Source organism: Novosphingobium malaysiense, from assembly GCF_000802225.1.
GTDB classification, from domain to species: domain Bacteria; phylum Pseudomonadota; class Alphaproteobacteria; order Sphingomonadales; family Sphingomonadaceae; genus Novosphingobium; species Novosphingobium malaysiense.
Window position 1 is genome coordinate 84028 of the sequence record NZ_JTDI01000003.1, and the last position, 17303, is coordinate 101330.

Below are 17303 nucleotides of genomic sequence, written 5' to 3' on the forward strand. Positions count from 1 at the left end.
TGGGGTGGGTGGCGGCAAATGGCAATGCGCTGTAGGGGGCGGCGATGGATATTCCCGGTCTTCCCGCGCGCCGCGCCGCGCTCAACCTTATCGATGCGGTTTTGCGGCGTGGCGAGACGCTGGACCAGGCGGCAGGAGTTGCCCTGGCCCGCGTGCGCGGTGACGCCGACCGCGCCCTGACCCGCGCGATCGCCGGTGAGGTCCTGCGCTGGAAGGCCGACCTCGATGCCCTGATCGACAGCGCCACCCGTCAGCGCCTGCCAGACGATGCCAAGCCGCGCGCCGTGCTCGAACTGATGCTGGCGCAAGTGCTGCGGCTGGAAACGCCGGCCCATGCGGTGATCGCCACCGGCCTGCCGCTGCTCGCAGGCGGGCCGCGCCGTCTGGCGCACGGCGTCTTCTCTACCCTGATGAAGCGGCAGGTTTCGCTGCCGGAAGTCCCGACCCTGCCGGCGCCGGTCGCGGAGCGCTGGGGGGATCGGGCGGAGGCCATTGCCGCCGGACTGGCCGCGCCGCCGCCACTCGATCTGGCCTTGCGCGATGCGGCACAAACCGCGCAGTGGGCCGATGGGCTGGGCGGCGTCTCACTGATGCCCGGCCATGTGCGCCTGCCGCGCGGGACGGCCGTCGAGCAACTCGAAGGGTTTCGCGACGGCGCGTGGTGGGTTCAGGATCTGGCGGCAAGCCTGCCGGCGCGGCTGCTCGGTAGCGGGAAGGGAAGGCGCGTCCTCGATCTCTGCGCCGCGCCCGGTGGCAAGACGTTGCAACTTGCAGCGGCGGGGTGGAATGTCACGTCGCTCGACATCAGCAAGCGCCGGCTGGAGCGGCTAAAGGAAAACCTCAAGCGGACCAGCCTTACCGCACACGTGGTACAAGCCGATGCGCTCAAGTGGGAGCCGGAGGCGGCTTTCGATGCCATTCTGCTCGACGCCCCGTGCACGGCGACCGGCACCGCGCGCCGCCACCCGGATGTGCTCCACCGCATCGGACCGCGTCAGATCGCGGAAATGGCTGAACTGCAGGCGGCAATGATAGACCGCGCCGCCGGCTGGCTGAAGCCAGGCGGCACGCTGGTCTATGCCGTATGTTCGCTGGAGCCGGAGGAGGGCGAAGCCATGGCCCGCACCGTCGCGCTCGAGCCCGCACCGGTCGCGGCGGGGGAACTGCCCGAAGGCCTGTTCCCCACGCCCGAAGGCTGGCTGCGCACCGATCCCGGAATGCTGGCCGAAGCGGGCGGGCTGGACGGCTTCTTCATCGCCCGCTGGCGGAAAGCAGGCTAACTTTTCACCTTGGCCTGAAAGCTCTTGCGCAGCTTCATCAGCTTGGGCGGGATCACGGCCAGGCAGTACGGATTGCGCTGGCCTTCGCCTTCCCAGTATTCCTGGTGATAGCCCTCGGCCGGGTACCATGTGGCCGGGCCCTCGATGGTGGTGACGGCCATCGCGCCGTTCTCGGCGTTCCAACGGCCGATCGCGGCTTCCGCCTCTGCATGCTGGGCATCGTCGAGCGGGAAGATGGCCGAGCGGTACTGCGTGCCCACGTCATTGCCCTGCCGGTTGAGCTGCGTCGGATCGTGCGTGCCCATGAACACATCGAGAACTTCGCCATAGCTGATCGTCTGCGGATCGTAGGTGAGCTTCACGGCTTCGGCATGCCCGGTCTGACCGGAGCATACCTGCTTGTATGTGGGATTCTCCACGCTGCCACCGATATAGCCGCTTTCCACGGTCTGCACGCCGATCACGTCGCGAAAAACCGCTTCGGTGCACCAGAAGCATCCGCCTGCCACAATTGCTGTTTCCATTATCTCTCATATCCTTGAGCCGGGGGATTTTGTCGCAAGATAGGTACAACTGTCCGGCTTGTCATTGGGTGCAGGGCGTCTAGTTTCCCATTCAGCCCCCATCTCCGTGGAGACTCGCACATGCGTCGTTTGCTTCTTGCCGTTTCATCCCTGCTTGGCTTGATTGCCGCCCCGATAGCGGCAGCCACGGGAGATTCAGCCCCCGATACCGAAGTGTGCGAGGGCTGCGAGGCCCTGCTGGAACTGGCTGCCGCCAACGACCTGCGCAAGGACGACCGCGCCCGCGACAAATACCGCAATCCCGTGGAAACGCTCTCGTTCATGCGCGTGACCCCGAGCATGAAGGTGGGTGAATACGCCCCCGGTGGCGGCTGGTATTCGCGCATGCTGGCGCTCTACCTGGGGCAGCAGGGGCACCTGACGGGCCTGTATTTCAATCCGGAGGTCGTGCCTTTCGACGGCAGCACGCTGGCGGATCAGGCAGCCGCCTTCCCCAAGAAGGTGACGGAATGGACGGGCATTCCGGAAAGCAGCGTTTCGGGCATGACGCTGGGGGCGATTCCCGACGAGGAAAAGGGCACTTACGACCGGGTGCTCGTCATGCGGATGATGCATAACGTCATGCGCTGGAACATCGCCGACAGCGAGATCAAGGCAATGCGCGACCTGCTCAAGCCCGGCGGCATGCTGGGCATCGTCCAGCACCGCGCCAAGCCGGATGCTCCCTATTCCTATGCCGATGGCGGCCACGGCTACCTGCGTGAAGCCGACATCATCAAGTTCATGGAAGTGAACGGCTTCGAACTGGTCGCGAAATCCGAGATCAATGCCAATCCCAAGGATAGCGCGAACTGGGACGAGGGCGTGTGGACCCTCCCGCCGACTTATGCCCTCAAGGAGCAGGACAAGGCCCAATACGCGGCCATCGGCGAGAGTGACCGGATGACTCTTCTGTTCCGCAAGCGGGACTGATAAGGGCGCGGCCCATGACAGACATTACCGTCGCCGCCCTGCAACTCGCTCTCGGTTCCAACGACGAAGGCGAGAACATCGCCGCTGTTTCCGCTCTGGTCGAGGAAGCGGCAGGCAAGGGCGCGCAAATCGTGCTTCCGCCCGAACTGTTTTCCGGCCCCTACTTCTGCAAGGTCGAGGAGGAGGAGCTTTTTTCGCTCGCCCGCCCGACAACAGAACACCCCTCGGTCCTGGCCATGCAGGCACTGGCCGAAAAGCTGGAAATCGCGATCCCCACCAGCTTCTTCGAGCGCGACGGACATCACTATTACAACACGCTCGCCATGATCGGCCCCGACGGTGCGATCATGGGCACCTACCGCAAGAGCCATATCCCCGACGGCCCCGGCTACGAGGAAAAGTACTACTTCCGCCCGGGCAACGACGGATTCAAGGTCTGGGACCTGTTCGGCAAGCGCATCGGCGTGGGCGTGTGCTGGGACCAGTGGTACCCCGAATGCGCGCGCGTGATGGCGCTGATGGGGGCGGAACTGCTGTTCTATCCCACGGCCATCGGCTCCGAACCCTACGACGCAGACCTCGATACAAGCCGCATGTGGCGCCGCGCGATGATCGGCCACGCGGTATCCAACTGCATGCCGGTGATCGCGGCCAACCGCATCGGCGTGGAGCAGGGGCAGGCCTTCTACGGCCACTCGTTCATCACTGACGAATGGGGCGACTACCTCGCCGATTTCGGCAAGGAGGAGACCGGCGTCCTGACTGCGACCATCGACCTCGCCCGCGCCGCCAAGCACCGCGCCGGCATGGGCTTCTTCCGCGATCGCCGCCCGCAGCTCTACACGCGCATCGCGCAGGACATCTGAGGCAAGACCGACCGTGGCCCGGCATCGCTACCTGATCGCGCTGGGCTCCAACATGCCGCATGGCCGGTACGGGGCGCCGCGAGCGGTGATCGCCGCGGCGCTGCAGGCCCTCGACCGCGGCAAGTCGCGGGTCGTTTCGGCTTCCCGCGTGATCGAAACGCCGCCGCTCGGCCCGTCACGACGCCGCTATGCCAATGCCGTTGCCATGCTGCGCAGCAATCGCGAACCGGACGAGATGCTGCACAAGCTGCAAAAGATCGAACGCAAATTCGGCCGCAGGCGCTGCGGCAGGGCATGGAGCTCGCGCGTGCTCGATCTCGATATCGTCCTGTGGAGCGGCGGCGCCTGGGCCAGCCATGGCGAGGAACCCAGCCTCGTCATACCGCACCCCCTGTTCCGCAAACGAACATTCGTACTGGGCCCCGCAGCGACAATCGCGGGGGACTGGTGCGATCCGCTCAGCGGATTGACGATAAGACAGCTATCAGCCCGCTTGACCAAGCCCCGTCCGGCCCCTAGGTGACGCTTCCACAGCCGTTTTCGGCAAGGGGCCCTTAGCTCAGTCGGTAGAGCAACTGACTTTTAATCAGTAGGTCGCTGGTTCGAACCCAGCAGGGCTCACCACCCCACAATTGCTTCGTCCCGGGCGGTATCGCTGGCTTGAAGCTGCGCAGATGGGTGGTTCGTTCTAATTCTCGCCTTTGCCTATCACTCTTGCAGTCCATAGCGTGGTTTCCCGTGTGATACGGGAGAGAGCATGAGCGCCGAATTGTCCGAAAGTCTCGACCACTTTTATCGCGGCGAGAGCGACGACCTGTACTGGACCGACAGTTCATGGTTTTCCTGGGCTATCCCTGAAAAGGACATCTGCGGTCTCGTCTGGACGCACTTTCGGCCCAACATGAACTGCCTGTGCGGCGGTCCGGCCATGTGGGATCTTTCCGGGCAGCATGTCTGGGAGTTTCCGTTCTTCGATTTCCAGACGATGCGCCGGCTGCCCGAAGGGCGCTACGCGGTGGATTACGACAAGTACGATTTCACCACGCCATGGTCGCTCTCGGTCAAGATGATCGAGCCGCTGCAGACCTATCGCATATCGTACGATCGCGCCGGTTTCAGGCTCGATCTGGAATTCAATGCGATTGCGCCGCCCAACATCATGAACAGGCCGAGCCCCGAACAGCTCAAGAGCGCCTTCAAGCTGCACTTCGAGCAGCCGGGGCGCATTCATGGCTTTGTCGAACTCGAGGGGGAGCGCCATGAGGTGGACACGTTCTCCATCCGCGATGGCGGCCACGGACCGCGGTTCATGGAGATGAGCCCGCCCGGCGGATACGCCTGGTCCACGGCGGACGAGAAGACCGGTTTCCATGTCCTTGCGCCGGGATCGGGGGAGGGGCCGCAATCGAAGGTGATCGGCGGCTATATCCTGCGCGACGGCGTGCTGTCGCCCACTGTGGACGGGGCTCGCCGGGTACTTGAGCGCTCGGGGCCCAGGCCCGAGGTCATCGAGGTCAAGGCGACGGATGAACTGGGGCGGGAACTGCATGCCATCGGGCGAGCGCAGGTGCCGGCCGAGTTCATGCTCTATCCCGACCGTGGGCAGTGGTGGACGCTTTTCAAGTGGGATTACGAAGGGGCGAGTGGGGCTGTCGGCGAGGATCAGGAATACTACGGCATTCACGAGTTCCGCAAATGGCATCGCGCCGGACCCGAAGGATGGGCAAAGCGGTGACGGGGCGCATCCTGCTGCTCACCGGTTCCACCGGGGCCGGCAAGACGACGACCTGCAACCTGCTAGTCGACCAACTCGAGGGGTTCTGGCTGCACTTCGGGATTGATCTGTTTCTGGGCCGCGTGGTGGCGCGCAAGTTCGTTGACGGCGGTTGCTGCTCGCACCAGGGCGTGCACGGGGCCCCCGACGATCCGGCCGATCCGGAAGGGCCGTGGCACCTCGACATGGGCCGCTATGGCCTTGATGCCATCCGCAGCTTTCATCGCATGGCGGCGGCCGCGGTACGTGACGGGCAGAACCTGGTTATCGATCATATCGCCACCGTAGATCCGCCGATACTGCAGGACTGCGCGGAGGTTTTCGCCGGCCTGCCGGTCTATTTCGTCGGCTTGAAGCCGCCGCCCGAAGTCAGCCCGCGCCGGATCGACGCACGCCTGGAAAGCATCGTCGCCTCGCTGGGGCGCGACCACGCCGTGCGCAACAGCGAGGCGAAGAAGCGGGTGGCGCAGTCGCTCTACGCGCAGATATTTGCCCACGATACGTTCGACCTGGTGATCGATACCGCGCGCCACCCGCCCGAGGCGGTCGCCGCGCAGATCATGGCGCAGATGCGTGACTGCCGGGGGCGCGCTTTCCCCGAACTTGCGCGGCGGTTCGCAGATCGGTCTTAGGCACGAAAAAGGGGCCGTGCCCCCCGACACGGCCCCCCGCACTGGGTAATTTCCCCCCGGTGCTTATTTCGGCGGCATGCGTATCGCACCGTCGAGGCGGATGCACTGGCCATTGAAATAGGTGTTGCGCGAAAGCTCCATCACGAGGCTGGCGAACTCTTCCGGCTTGCCGAGGCGGCGCGGGAAGGGAACGGCCTTGCCCAGGCCCTCGAAGACTTCGGGAGCCATGTCCTTGACACGTAGCATCGGCGGCGTTGCGAACGTTCCCGGCATGATCGCGTTGACGCGGATGCCCAGGTCCATGAGGTCGCGAGCCATCGGCAGGACCATGGCGTTCACAGCGCCCTTGCCGCCGCCATAGGCGACCTGGCCGATTTGACCGTCCTGCGCCGCGGCCGAAGAGGTCAGAATGATGCAGCCGCGTTCTCCGTCATCGTTCAGCGGCTCGGCATTGGCCATGCCCAGCGCCGCGATCGAGGCAATGCGGTAGGAGGCGGTGAAGATGCCCTCTGCCGACTTGGCGATCTGCTCCGTCGCGGTGCGCTTGTAGCAGTTGTTCTTCTTGTCCCAGGAGACGGTCTTGCCGCCGCCGGCAACCACGGCGCAGTGCACGACAATGCGTTCTTGGCCGTGGGCCTCGCGCGCCTTGGCGAAACCGGCTTCGACGCTTTCCTCGTCCAGGATGTTCACGTTGCAGAACACACCGCCGATTTCCTTTGCGAATTCCTCGCCGGCTTCCTCGCTGATGTCGAAGATGGCGACTTTCACCCCGGCGTCGGCAAGCGCTTTGGCGCTGGCACGGCCGAGGCCCGAGGCACCGCCGGTGACGATTGCGGCGATGGTGTTGTCGATTTTCACTGGCAAATCTCCCGGATGAGGCGAATCGAATTGGGGGCTTGGCTAGCCCAATCGGCACGCCAATGTCGAAACGCGGATGCTTGCACAGTGCAAGTATCGCCCGAGCGACAGCCTTGGTGCGCCGCTGTTCCGAGACGGCAATCGCGCTTGCACCGATTGACGATGAGCTTGCGCCTACGGGCAGGCAAGCCTTGGATGCTGCGCCGAAACAGCACAGCATTGCTAGGACACACATAGGGCGCGCTTTTAATGTCGCGCCGCGAATTGGAGAGAACCATGGCCGAAGGTGACGTGACTCTGGATACCAGCGATGTCGACAAGTGGGTCGGCAAGCCGATTATCTTCGCGGAGTTCTGGGATCCGTGCAACGCGACCGACATCCGACGCTGGGTCCAGGCGATGGACTACGCCAACCCGCTGCACTGGGACGAGAATTTCGCGCGCAACTCGAAGTTCGGCGGCATCGTCGCGCCGCAGAGCTTCACGGTCGCCATGGACTACGGCCACGGCTGCCACCCTTCGTGCGTGGGCAAGATCCCCGGTTCGCACCTGATCTTCGCGGGTGAGGAATGGTGGTTCTACGGCACGCCCGTCCGTCCCGGCGACAAGCTGACGCAGGAGCGCTCCTTCGCCGGTTACAAGTTGACCGACACGGCTTTCGCCGGCCCCACCATGTTTGCGGACGGCGATACCGTGCACCGCAACCAGCACGGTTCGCTCGTCGCCAAGGAGCGCGCGACCTCGATCCGCTACCTTGTCGACGAGGCGGCCAAGCGGAAGGTCTACGACAAGGAGAACCGTCCGCCCAAGCTCTGGACCAAGGAAGAACTGGACGAAGTCGCCAAGCTGCGCCTCGAATGGATCAAGTCGGGCCGCGACGGCATCTCGCCGCGCTTCGGCGACGTGCAGGTGGGCGACAAGCTGCCGCGCCGCGTGATCGGCCCGCACAGCCGCGTGACTTTCGCGCTGGAATGCCGTGCCCACCGTCAGAATATCTGGGGCACCTGGCGCTGGAACGTGCCTGAAGGCGTCCACGATCCGGCGACCGAGGATGCCGGGTTCGGCGAGGACATGACCTACGACTTCGAGGCCCGCAAAATCGACCCGCGCCACGGCGACGGCTTGTTCCATGGCCCTTCTTCCGGCCACATCAATGCCGAGAAGGGCGAGAAGGTCGGCATGGGCGGCGTCTATGGCTACGGCTCGTCGATGAACGCCTGGCACGTCGATACCATCGCCTACTGGGCCGGCCACGACGGCTATATCTGGCATTCCAAGACGCAGTTCCGCAGCCCCGCGTTCGAGGGCGATGTCACCTACGTCGATTGCGAAGTGATCGACAAGAAGGAGACCTCGGAATTCGGCATGCCGGTGGTTGTCGTCCAGTCGAAGATGACGACGCAGGACGGCTCGACGATCCTCAAGGGCACGGCGACGGTTTCGCTGCCGGTCTGACAGTGCGCGAAAGGCGGGGCCTGATGCCTCGCCGTTCCACCGCACCTCGCCACGCCAATGCGAAAGGGAGAGCGCATGGCCGACCGCGAAGACATTATCGAAGTGCTGAACCTCTACGGGTTCGCCATGGACACCCGCCGCTGGGACCTGTTCGACCGGGTTTTCACGGCCGATTGCGATGTCGACTACGGTCCGACGTCGAGCTGGCAGGACCGCGAGCAGTTCAAGACCGACTTCGGCACCTTTCACGAGCTGTTCGACGCGACCCAGCACGTGATGACCAATCATCTGGTGCAGGTGGACGGCGATACGGCTGCGGCCCATACCTATGGGAGTTGGCGGCTGATCCGCCACGCGGCCGGCGATCCGCCCGTCTGGGACGGCACCGGATACTATGACGATCAGCTTGTGCGGACCCCGGAAGGCTGGCGAGTCGCGAAGCGGACCTGCCGAGTCGTTTTCTGGACGGGCAACCCCAGGGTGCAGACGCCGATGGAGGACATGGTCTTCCAGCTTGACCTCGTGGCGCTTCACACGGAAGCTCGGGAAGACCGTCTCGAATTTCTGAAAGCGATCACCTGATGACCAAGCAACGCGACGCGATCCGCATGTCCGATGACGAGATCGCCGCGTTCCTTGAAGAGCAGCAGAACCTGCAGGTCGCGACAATCGGCAAGGACGGGGCGCCGCACCTCACAACCGTCTGGTTCGTGGTGCACGATGGTCACATACTGTTCGAGACTTACGGCAAGTCGCAGAAGATCGTGAACCTCAAGCGCGACCCGCGCCTCGCCGTGCTGGCGGAGGACGGCAAAACCTACGATACCCTGCGCGGCGTCTCCATCAACGGGACTGCGGAAATCATCGTGGACCAGCCACGCCGTACCGATCTCATGGAGATTCTGCTGGGCCATCACTTTCCCAACGTAACCGCCTCGGAGCTGCGTCTGATGAGCCAGCGCATGGCGGAAAAGCGAGTGGTCGTTTCTGTCACTCCCGTGAAGGTCGTCTCCTGGGATCACACGAAGCTGGCCGGCAAGGGACCGTGAGGCACAGTCCCTGACATAAGCGCAACGCCCTATTAACCGACGCCGTGGCAAAAGTTGGTGATGGTCGCCAAAAATGCCGGCATTGCCGACGCGCTGGAAAAGCGTTGCGACAATGCCATCACTGCTGTCGGAGGGTACTTCCTGCTCGCATGCGGGACGATCCTGCTCACCAGCAATGGACGCAATCATGCGACGATGTGGCCCGCCGATGCGCTGATCCTTGCACTTCTGTTACTGAATACCCGCGCCAATTGGCCCGCCATTCTGGCTGCCGGATGGGCGGCGAATCTCATGGCCAATGCGCTGGCACGCGGATGGGATCCGGGCCTGATTTTCTACGGCGGCATCAACATGGGGCAGACGCTGCTGGCCGCGCTGTTCATCTGCCGCAAGGGGCGACCACAAAACGTGCTCGCGGACAGCGCCACCGCGGTCCGTTTCGTCCTCTATGCGGGGATCGTGGCGCCCGCTCTCGGTGCATTGGCCGGATCGCTGGTCACGGCCTTGATCTTTGCCCAGCCCTTCGGAACCTCCTTCGTGCGCTGGTATGTCAGCAACGCCCTGGGGTTGCTGATCCTGACGCCGTTCCTGATGTCCTTGTTCGACGGCAGTTTCGTGCAGTACTTCAAGGAGCCCGTAAGGGCCGACCGCAAGGAAGTCGTTGGCCTGCACGTGCTGCATGTCGCCGTTACTGGCGCCGTGTTCGCTCAGAACATCGCGCCGACGCTGTTTCTGCCGGTGTCGACCGCGATGGCGCTGTCGTTTCGGCTGGGGCGCCTCGGAGCCATCCTCGGCACTCTGGCCATCGCCGTGATCGGCAGTCTGGCGACGTACCTGGGCCATGGACCGATCTCGCTCGTGCACTCGGGTGTCGATATCCAGGAATTCGTTTTGCAGTTCTACCTTGGCGTGATCCTCGCCACTACGCTGCCGGTCGCCGCGACGGTTTCCTCGCGCGCCCGGGCACTGCAGGATCTTACCGAGCGCGAAGAGGCCCTGCGCCTGATGATGGCCCACTCCTCTGACGGTATCGTCAGCTTCGACATGTCGGGTAAATGTCGCTGGGCAGATGGCCCGCTCGAGGCCTATCTCGGCGTGGAGCCCGGGGCGTTGGTCGGGCGCACGCTCGACGCGCTGTCGCTGCGCGCGCCGGCGCTCGCAGCGCGATTGCTGGAATGCGGCGCGGGCGGCGGCGAAGGTTCATCGTCTATTGAATTCTGTCCCATATTGCGTCCCCACCTGACGCTTGAGGCTTCGTTTGCCACCATGCGGCAAGATGGCAAGCCGGTCGGCACGGTCGTGACCTTGAGCGACGTGACGGGGCGCAAGGCTCGGGAAATTGCGACACGCTCGAAGGCGCAAGTCGACGATCTTACCGGTCTGCTCAATCGCTCCGGGTTCCAGAAGCGTTTGCGCGATGCCCTCGCGGACGAGCGGCGCACGGTCACGCTTGCCTTGGTCGACGTGGACAGCTTCGCTTCCATCAACGACAATTACGGCCATGGCGTGGGCGATGCCGTTCTCTGGGAGATTGCCCGACGTTTGAAAGCCAGTACCCGGACCGACGACGTGCTCGCCCGCCTCGGCGGCGACAGGTTCGCCGTCCTTCTGGGATGCGATCTGGAAACCGGATTGAAGGTCTGCGAGCGCATGGTCGAGACGGTACGCGAAAGTCCGGTGGTCAACGATGGGGCCGTGTCGGTACTGGCTTCGGTCCGGTGCGGTCTGGCTCAACATGCCCGTGACATGCGGCGTGAAGAAATTTTCGATGCTGCCGCGGCGGCGCTCGAGGATCTCAAACGCCGCGGGCGCAACGGTGTCGCCGTGGCGGCCTAGGTCAGGCCGCCTCTGTCATCGCGGCGCCTGATCGCGGAATTGCGTGGCGCTCAGTCTGTACGAGCTGGCAAGTACCGGAGAGCCTGAAGCGGGCCGATCCGGATTGCCCCCATCGCTGAAACGTCCGATCGCTGGCGGGCGGGGTTGTGCCCCGCATGTGGCGGGAGAGGACCATGACCGGGAAGCGGTATCGTATTGCGCAATGGGGGACGGGCAATGTCGGGCGGCGGGCGCTGGCAGCCGTCATCGAACATCCGCTCATGGACCTTGTCGCCCTGCGTGTCTTCTCCGGCGACAAGGCCGGGGTGGATGCGGGTGAGCTTTGCAACAAGGCGCCGACGGGGGTAGTCGCCGATCTCCATGCGGAGACAGTGATCGCTGCCCGGCCGGACTGCGTGATCTATTTGCCGAATCAGGCGGATATCCCGGACATGTGCCGTTTGCTGGAAGCGGGGATCAATATCGCCACGGCTTGCGTGGGCTTCAATCACCGCGACTCTCTGGAACCTGCCGATCGGGCTCGACTCGAGGCGGCATGTGCGAAAGGCGGGGCATCGCTCTATGCCACCGGGTCGAGCCCTGGCTGGATCACCGAACTCGTGCCATTCGCCTTGCTCAACATGCAGCGCCGGCTCGATCGGTTCATCATTACCGACTACGCCGACATGGCCTCACGCGATTCGCCGGACATGCTGGTCAATCGGTTGGGTTTCGGAACCGATCCGGCCACGCGCCCGACTGGCCGTCCTCTCGGCACCGCCACCAGCACTCCGCCGACATTTCGCGCGCTCGCCAGTGCGATCGGCCTGCCGCTCGACGACGTGACGACGACGATCGAATATGCCGTGGCCCGCAAGCCTGCAAAGATTGCCATAGGCACCATAGAGGCGGGGACGATCGGCGCTATCCGAATGGCGGTGAAAGGGTGGCACCGGAAAGAGGAAATCCTCACCCGCTATTCGCTGTGGTACGTTACCCGCGAGACCGAGCCGCAGTGGGAATACCGGGATTCCGGCTGGCGCGTCCAGGTGAAGGGGGATACCTCGCTCGATATCTCGGTAGGCTTCGATGTCACGCCAGAGGACTACCCGGCCTATTCGCCAGGGCTTACGGCCCATCCCGTGATCAATGCCGTGCCCTATGTCTGCGATGCCGCACCTGGAATACTGGAGACGGCAGATCTGCCGATGCTGGTGCCGGACCTCTCGCGAACGAGCGGCTAGCGTGCCTTCCAGACGGGAGGGCGCTTTTCGATAAAGGCTCGGATGCCTTCCCAGCCATCGTCGGAATTGATCCAGCGGCGGAAGGCCGGATGGTCCTCCTGTCCGGCCATGGCGGCCGCCAGTCCGGGTTGATCGATGCTCCATTCGGCGATTGCCTTGGTGGCTCTGACGGCGAGCGGAGCATTGGCGAGTATCTGGGAGCAGATCGCCTCGACTTCTGCTTCCAGGCTCTCGGGAGCCACCATCCTGCTCACAACGCCCATGGCCAGGGCCTCCTCGGCCTCGATGGACTCCCCGGTGAGGAGCGGCAACATCGCCCGCTTCATGCCCACCTGGCGCACGAGCCGATGGATGCCGCCTGCCAGCGCGATCATGCCCCGTCGTGGTTCGGGCAGTCCGAAACGCGCACGGCTGGAGGCAATGATGAGATCGCACGCCAGCGCGAGTTCGAAGCCTCCGCCCAGGCAAAGCCCGTCGACGACGGCGATTACCGGCTTGTCCAGATCGTAGCGTTCGGCCAAGCCGGCATAGCCCGTCTCCGCATAGGGAAGCCCGCGTTCGGGATCGAAAGCGGCCAGATCGCTGCCGACGCAGAATGCGCGCTCGCTGGCGCTGCGCAGGATGCATATGTGCAGGGTCGAATCAGCGGCGAACTTTTCGAAAGCCTCGTGCATGGCGGCATGCATTTCTGCGGTCACGGCGTTCAGCTTGGCCGGCCGGTTCAGCGTTATCGTGAATACCCCGCCATGCGCTTCCACCAGCACGTCTTGTGCGGCCATCCCCTTTTCCCCCGAATCTTGTTTGACACTTGTCTAATCCCGCCGGGGGTGCCTGCGCAATCCCGCAGACCTGCCGGCCAATCGTCACAGCGATCGGAAGGCGGATTTGTCTGCGGCATTCCAGTCTGACAGCGAGAGAAGGGCGTCAGCCCAGCGCCTTTTCCTTTTCGGCATAAAGCCGTTCGAGTTCGGCGCGGCTCTTCTTTTCGGCCGCGGTCTTGAGCTGGCCGCAGGCGGCATCGATGTCGCGGCCGCGCGGGGTGCGCACCGGGGCGGAAATGCCCGCCTCGAAGACGATGTTGGAGAAGGACTTGATCCGCTCGGGGGTCGAGCAGTCGTAGGCGGCGCCCGGCCAGGGGTTGAACGGGATCAGGTTGACCTTGGCCGGCAGCTTGTAGTGCTTGATCAGTCGGACCAGTTCGTGGGCGTCTTCGTCGCTGTCGTTCTTGTCCTTCAGCATCACATACTCGAAGGTGATGCGCCGGGCATTGCTGGCGCCCTTGTAGTCGGCACAAGCCTGCAGCAGTTCCTCGATGCCGTACTTCTTGTTGATCGGCACGATCTCGTCGCGCACGTCCTTGGTCACGGCATGGAGCGAAACCGCGAGGTTGACGCCGATTTCCTCGGCGCAGCGTTCCATCTGCGGAACCACGCCCGACGTGGAGAGGGTAATGCGGCGCTTCGACAGGGCAAGGCCGTCGCCGTCCATCACCAGCTTGAGCGCATCGCGCACATTGTCGAAATTGTAGAGCGGCTCGCCCATGCCCATCATCACGATATTGGTGAGCAGTCGCCCGTCGGCGGAGTAGCCGCCGTCCTCATCGACCAGGTCATCGTCCAGCGCGGCAAGGTCCGCCTGACCGGACTTGGGCCACTCGCCCAGAGAGTCGCGTGCCAGCATGACCTGGCCGACGATTTCGCCTGCGGTCAGGTTGCGCACCAGGCGCATGGTGCCGGTGTGGCAGAAACGGCAGTTGAGCGTGCAGCCCACCTGAGAGGAAACGCAAAGCGTACCCCGGTCCGCATCGGGGATGAAGACCATCTCGAAGTCATGCCCGTCCGCCGTGCGCAGCAGCCACTTCCGGGTGCCGTCGGTGGAATGCTGGGCCTCGACGATCTCCGGGCGGCCGATCACGAAGCGCTCTGCAAGCCAGGGGCGCATGGTCTTGGCGATGTCGGTCATCGCTGCGAAATCGGTGACGCCGCGATGATAGAGCCAGTGGAACACTTGCTTGGCGCGCAGCTTGGCGGCCTTGGTATCGAGTCCGGCTACTTCGAACAGTTCGGCAATGCGCTTCTTGGGCAGACCGATAAGGTCGACGCGGCCATCCTCGCGCGGGGTTACGTCGCGCGGGACGGGCACGGGGTCGATGTGCCCCGGGATCTGCATGAGTTTCGTGTCTGACATGATTGGCGGCCATATAGTGCAAGCCGGGCCATTTCGGAAGGGCGCACGATTGTTACGCGCGATGCGGGTATGCGCGAACGCCGGTTCGGGCCTTTCCGTTCCGACGATCCGGCGCTGCCAGAACGCGTTCCATCGCATGAGTGTGGCAGAAAAACATCAATAATTTCGTTGTGTTAGGTTAATGAAACTCCATTCGATCTTCGCGCATTCCACCGGTCCAAGCGGGCCTCGCCCGCCTATGGAGAAGATTGGAGTAAATCATGAAGAAGATCCTTGTCAGTCTCGCCGCCGGTAGCGCTCTTGCTGCAGTTCCGGCCATGGCACAGGATGCCGGCCCGGCTCAGTCGTTCGACGGCTTTCACGTTGAGGGCCTTGCCGGTTACGACATCACCAAGGCCGGCAGCAGTGTCGACGACGATGCCAACGTCGATAACGACCAGTCGATCGACGGCGCCCTGTTCGGCGTCGGCGCCGGGTACGACTATCGGATGGGCAACGTCGTCATCGGCCCCGAAGCCGAAGTGACCTGGTCGACCGCCAAGACCGAATTCACCAATGGCGATTTCGAGGGTTTCGGCATCGGTAACGTGAAGACCAACCGTGACCTCTATGTCGGTGCGCGGCTGGGCTACGTGGTGACGCCGCGGACCATGGTTTACGCGAAGGGCGGCTATACCAACGCCAAGTTCGACGTGCGCAACGGCGACGGGACGGTTGAGACCAATACCGATATCGATGCCGACGGCTGGCGCATCGGCGCCGGCGTGGAGCAGGCGGTCAGCAACAACGTCTTTGCCAAACTCGAATACCGCTATTCGAACTACGAGAAGGGCGAACTGGACTACACGGGCGACATTCCCGACGGCCAGCGCTTCGACCTCGATCTCGACCGGCACCAGATCGTGGCGGGCGTCGGCGTCCGGTTCTGATCGACCTCATACATACCGGAACAAGCGAAGGGCGGGGCCGCAAGGCCTCGCCCTTTTCGTTTCAGCGCAGTCGGGCGCAGCCGATGGCAGCAGCGTCCATGGCCGACGCCGCGCCCGCCAGTTGCCAGGTGTTGGAGAACCGGCGGCCTTTGGTATCGCGCGAATAGACGGTCAAGCGGGTGGCCGAGCGCATGGCCGCGACGATGGCGGCGTTGTCGCTATCCCCCTTGGGCCAGGCATCGCCGCCACCGCCGGTCAGCTCGATGCGTTCGCCGCCGATCCGCAGGACGATGGGCGCGCCGTCCGCCATCTTGCGCGAGAGGCGGAAGTGCACCTGATTGCGCGCGGAGCGCTTCGGCCACGTGCCGATGGCGGCATAGGGCTGGTAGTCGCGTTGCAGAGTGCTCGGCTCGGCCATGGCAATGGCATAGCACCGCGGCACAAGCGGATCGCGAAAGGCGCCCCAGTCGCCGTATAGGCCGAGGCTGTCGCGGGCCTGGGCCACGCCTGAAAAGGCGGCGGCGCCACAGATGATTGCAATCACACGAGCGAAAGGACCGGGCATGGCCGGTCTATAGGCGGACCATGCCCCTTATGGGAAGCGCGAGCGAAGCCAGCTTGTCAGGCGATCTCGCGTTCGACTTCACCGACCTTCTTGCCGTCCTCGAAGTAGCCGAGACCATAGTCGCCCTTGATCGTCGTACGCAGGGTCTGGCGTTCGTACTTGGCGTCGCAGCCTTCGACGGCATGGAGCATCCGGTGGTTGTCCCAGATCACCATGTCGGTGGGCTTCCACTCGTGCCAGTAGGCGCTGGTGCCTTGCCCGAGACGGTTGATCTCATGGGCGACGTCGTCGAGCAGGCGATCGCCTTCAGGATCCTCGTGGCCTTCAAGACCGACCGCCATCCACGGGCCATAATGCATCACCTTTTCGCCGGTTTCCCGCGTCCATATCGCGGGATGCATCGCGCGCGGAAACTTGGCCGCTTCCTTGAGCAGCTGCGGCGTCGTCGAATGCTCGGTGAGGGGCGTGAAGTTGACGCCGAACTTCATGCGAGAAAGGCGGGTGTCGAGCGTGTAGATGATGTTCTTGCCCTCGAGTGCATCGCGCAGTTCCCGGGGGAACTGGCGATAAAGCTCGATGCCGTCCATGAAGCCTGTCCGGCCGCCGACAGGCGCATTGATCGGGGCACGCAGCACGCCGGCATAGTTGAGTTCGTCGTTGTAGCAATGATCGAAGTGCCACGGCGAGTAGCGGGCGATCACTTCGCCATTCATCTCGACGAGGCCTTCGCCCTTGGCGACATCGTCGCTGGGCACGTAATGCATGTCGATGACGCCCTCGGCATGGTCGCCGGTTTCCTCGTCGCGCGGGGTGGTCGTGGTCGGATGGTCCTTGAGCGGGCCGAAGACCTTGCTGAGTTCCACCTGCATCCGTGCCGTCGGTTCCATGTCGCGGAAAACGATCAGGCCGCGTTGCACAAACAGGTCGCGCAACTGTTTGCGGACCGACTCGTCGGTCAGCGCTTCGCGGTCCAGACCCTCGACAACCGAGCCGAAGCTGAGGTTTTCGTCCAGATCCCTTACGGTAAATCCTGCCATTTCAAACATCCCGTCCATAGTGCGGATGGCTCCTGCCGACACGTGCGGCGGTCCAGCCTGCGGTCAATACTAAGCACGCTCAGCATATTGCCATGCTTGCCGAGCCCCGGCCAAGA

At 63.8% G+C, this 17303-nt stretch carries 18 protein-coding genes and 1 tRNA gene; 13 read left to right on the top strand and 6 right to left on the bottom strand.

Annotated elements, in window-relative coordinates; genetic code table 11:
- Positions 1 to 44: 44 nt before the first annotated feature.
- A complete protein-coding gene (locus tag LK12_RS08325; RefSeq protein WP_039281996.1) occupies positions 45 to 1280 on the top strand; it encodes an RsmB/NOP family class I SAM-dependent RNA methyltransferase in 1236 nt (411 codons plus the stop codon).
- Here LK12_RS08325 and msrA read toward each other — a convergent pair.
- Complete coding sequence (gene msrA / locus LK12_RS08330) at positions 1277 to 1804, bottom strand: peptide-methionine (S)-S-oxide reductase MsrA (RefSeq protein WP_039281999.1); 528 nt, start codon at positions 1802 to 1804, stop codon at positions 1277 to 1279. The genes LK12_RS08325 and msrA overlap by 4 nt on opposite strands.
- Positions 1805 to 1924: 120 nt before the next feature.
- Between msrA and LK12_RS08335 the strand changes: the two genes are divergently transcribed.
- From LK12_RS08335 to LK12_RS08360, 6 genes are all read left to right on the top strand, one after another.
- Positions 1925 to 2776, top strand: coding sequence for a class I SAM-dependent methyltransferase (locus LK12_RS08335; RefSeq protein WP_039282001.1), 852 nt, complete (start codon positions 1925 to 1927; stop codon positions 2774 to 2776).
- 14 nt (positions 2777 to 2790) lie between these two features.
- On the top strand, positions 2791 to 3642 hold the full coding sequence (gene aguB, locus LK12_RS08340) for an N-carbamoylputrescine amidase (RefSeq protein ID WP_039282004.1): 852 nt from the start codon (positions 2791 to 2793) through the stop codon (positions 3640 to 3642).
- A gap of 13 nt (positions 3643 to 3655) precedes the next feature.
- Positions 3656 to 4165 carry a 2-amino-4-hydroxy-6-hydroxymethyldihydropteridine diphosphokinase gene (gene folK / locus LK12_RS08345; RefSeq protein ID WP_039282013.1) on the top strand — a complete coding sequence of 170 codons (510 nt, stop codon included), beginning with the start codon at positions 3656 to 3658 and terminating at the stop codon, positions 4163 to 4165.
- A 25-nt stretch (positions 4166 to 4190) separates the two neighbouring features.
- Positions 4191 to 4266: transfer RNA gene (locus tag LK12_RS08350), tRNA-Lys, on the top strand.
- A gap of 133 nt (positions 4267 to 4399) precedes the next feature.
- Positions 4400 to 5377, top strand: coding sequence for a DUF7065 domain-containing protein (locus tag LK12_RS08355; protein ID WP_039282017.1), 978 nt, complete (start codon positions 4400 to 4402; stop codon positions 5375 to 5377).
- Complete coding sequence (locus LK12_RS08360; RefSeq protein ID WP_197063501.1) at positions 5374 to 6048, top strand: phosphotransferase-like protein; 675 nt, start codon at positions 5374 to 5376, stop codon at positions 6046 to 6048. The genes LK12_RS08355 and LK12_RS08360 overlap by 4 nt, the downstream gene beginning before the upstream one ends.
- Before the next feature lie 63 nt (positions 6049 to 6111).
- Here LK12_RS08360 and LK12_RS08365 read toward each other — a convergent pair whose 3' ends face one another.
- A complete protein-coding gene (locus LK12_RS08365; protein WP_039282023.1) occupies positions 6112 to 6906 on the bottom strand; it encodes an SDR family oxidoreductase in 795 nt (264 codons plus the stop codon).
- A gap of 276 nt (positions 6907 to 7182) precedes the next feature.
- Here LK12_RS08365 and LK12_RS08370 point away from each other — a divergent pair, with 276 nt between their 5' ends.
- From LK12_RS08370 to LK12_RS08390, 5 genes are all read left to right on the top strand, one after another.
- Entirely contained in the window at positions 7183 to 8361 is a 1179-nt protein-coding gene (locus tag LK12_RS08370; RefSeq protein WP_039282026.1) for an FAS1-like dehydratase domain-containing protein, read from the top strand.
- 75 nt (positions 8362 to 8436) lie between these two features.
- Entirely contained in the window at positions 8437 to 8943 is a 507-nt protein-coding gene (locus LK12_RS08375) for a nuclear transport factor 2 family protein (RefSeq protein ID WP_052223285.1), read from the top strand.
- A complete protein-coding gene (locus tag LK12_RS08380) occupies positions 8943 to 9410 on the top strand; it encodes a pyridoxamine 5'-phosphate oxidase family protein (RefSeq protein WP_039282028.1) in 468 nt (155 codons plus the stop codon). Before LK12_RS08375 ends, LK12_RS08380 begins: the two co-directional genes overlap by 1 nt.
- A 60-nt stretch (positions 9411 to 9470) precedes the next feature.
- Positions 9471 to 11246 carry a sensor domain-containing diguanylate cyclase gene (locus LK12_RS08385; RefSeq protein ID WP_039282031.1) on the top strand — a complete coding sequence of 592 codons (1776 nt, stop codon included), beginning with the start codon at positions 9471 to 9473 and terminating at the stop codon, positions 11244 to 11246.
- A 173-nt stretch (positions 11247 to 11419) separates the two neighbouring features.
- Positions 11420 to 12469: an NAD(P)H-dependent amine dehydrogenase family protein gene (locus LK12_RS08390; protein ID WP_039282034.1), complete on the top strand. Its 1050-nt coding sequence runs from the start codon at positions 11420 to 11422 to the stop codon at positions 12467 to 12469.
- On the opposite strand, the gene LK12_RS08395 is transcribed toward LK12_RS08390, so the two are convergent.
- Positions 12466 to 13248 (bottom strand): enoyl-CoA hydratase-related protein, encoded by a 783-nt coding sequence (locus tag LK12_RS08395; protein ID WP_039282037.1) that lies wholly within the window; start codon positions 13246 to 13248, stop codon positions 12466 to 12468. The two genes, LK12_RS08390 and LK12_RS08395, sit on opposite strands and share 4 nt — an antisense overlap.
- Before the next feature lie 145 nt (positions 13249 to 13393).
- Complete coding sequence (gene rlmN / locus LK12_RS08400; RefSeq protein ID WP_039282040.1) at positions 13394 to 14656, bottom strand: 23S rRNA (adenine(2503)-C(2))-methyltransferase RlmN; 1263 nt, start codon at positions 14654 to 14656, stop codon at positions 13394 to 13396.
- 260 nt (positions 14657 to 14916) lie between these two features.
- On the opposite strand from rlmN, the gene LK12_RS08405 reads away from it, so the two are divergent.
- Positions 14917 to 15585: an outer membrane protein gene (locus LK12_RS08405; protein WP_039282043.1), complete on the top strand. Its 669-nt coding sequence runs from the start codon at positions 14917 to 14919 to the stop codon at positions 15583 to 15585.
- A 61-nt stretch (positions 15586 to 15646) separates the two neighbouring features.
- On the opposite strand, the gene LK12_RS08410 is transcribed toward LK12_RS08405, so the two are convergent.
- Both LK12_RS08410 and LK12_RS08415 read right to left on the bottom strand, forming a co-directional pair.
- A complete protein-coding gene (locus LK12_RS08410; protein ID WP_231568294.1) occupies positions 15647 to 16090 on the bottom strand; it encodes a hypothetical protein in 444 nt (147 codons plus the stop codon).
- A 116-nt stretch (positions 16091 to 16206) separates the two neighbouring features.
- The gene (locus tag LK12_RS08415) at positions 16207 to 17187 is read right to left on the bottom strand and encodes a TauD/TfdA dioxygenase family protein (protein ID WP_082010499.1); all 981 of its coding nucleotides are present in this window, start codon (positions 17185 to 17187) and stop codon (positions 16207 to 16209) included.
- Between the last annotated feature and the right edge of the window lie 116 nt (positions 17188 to 17303).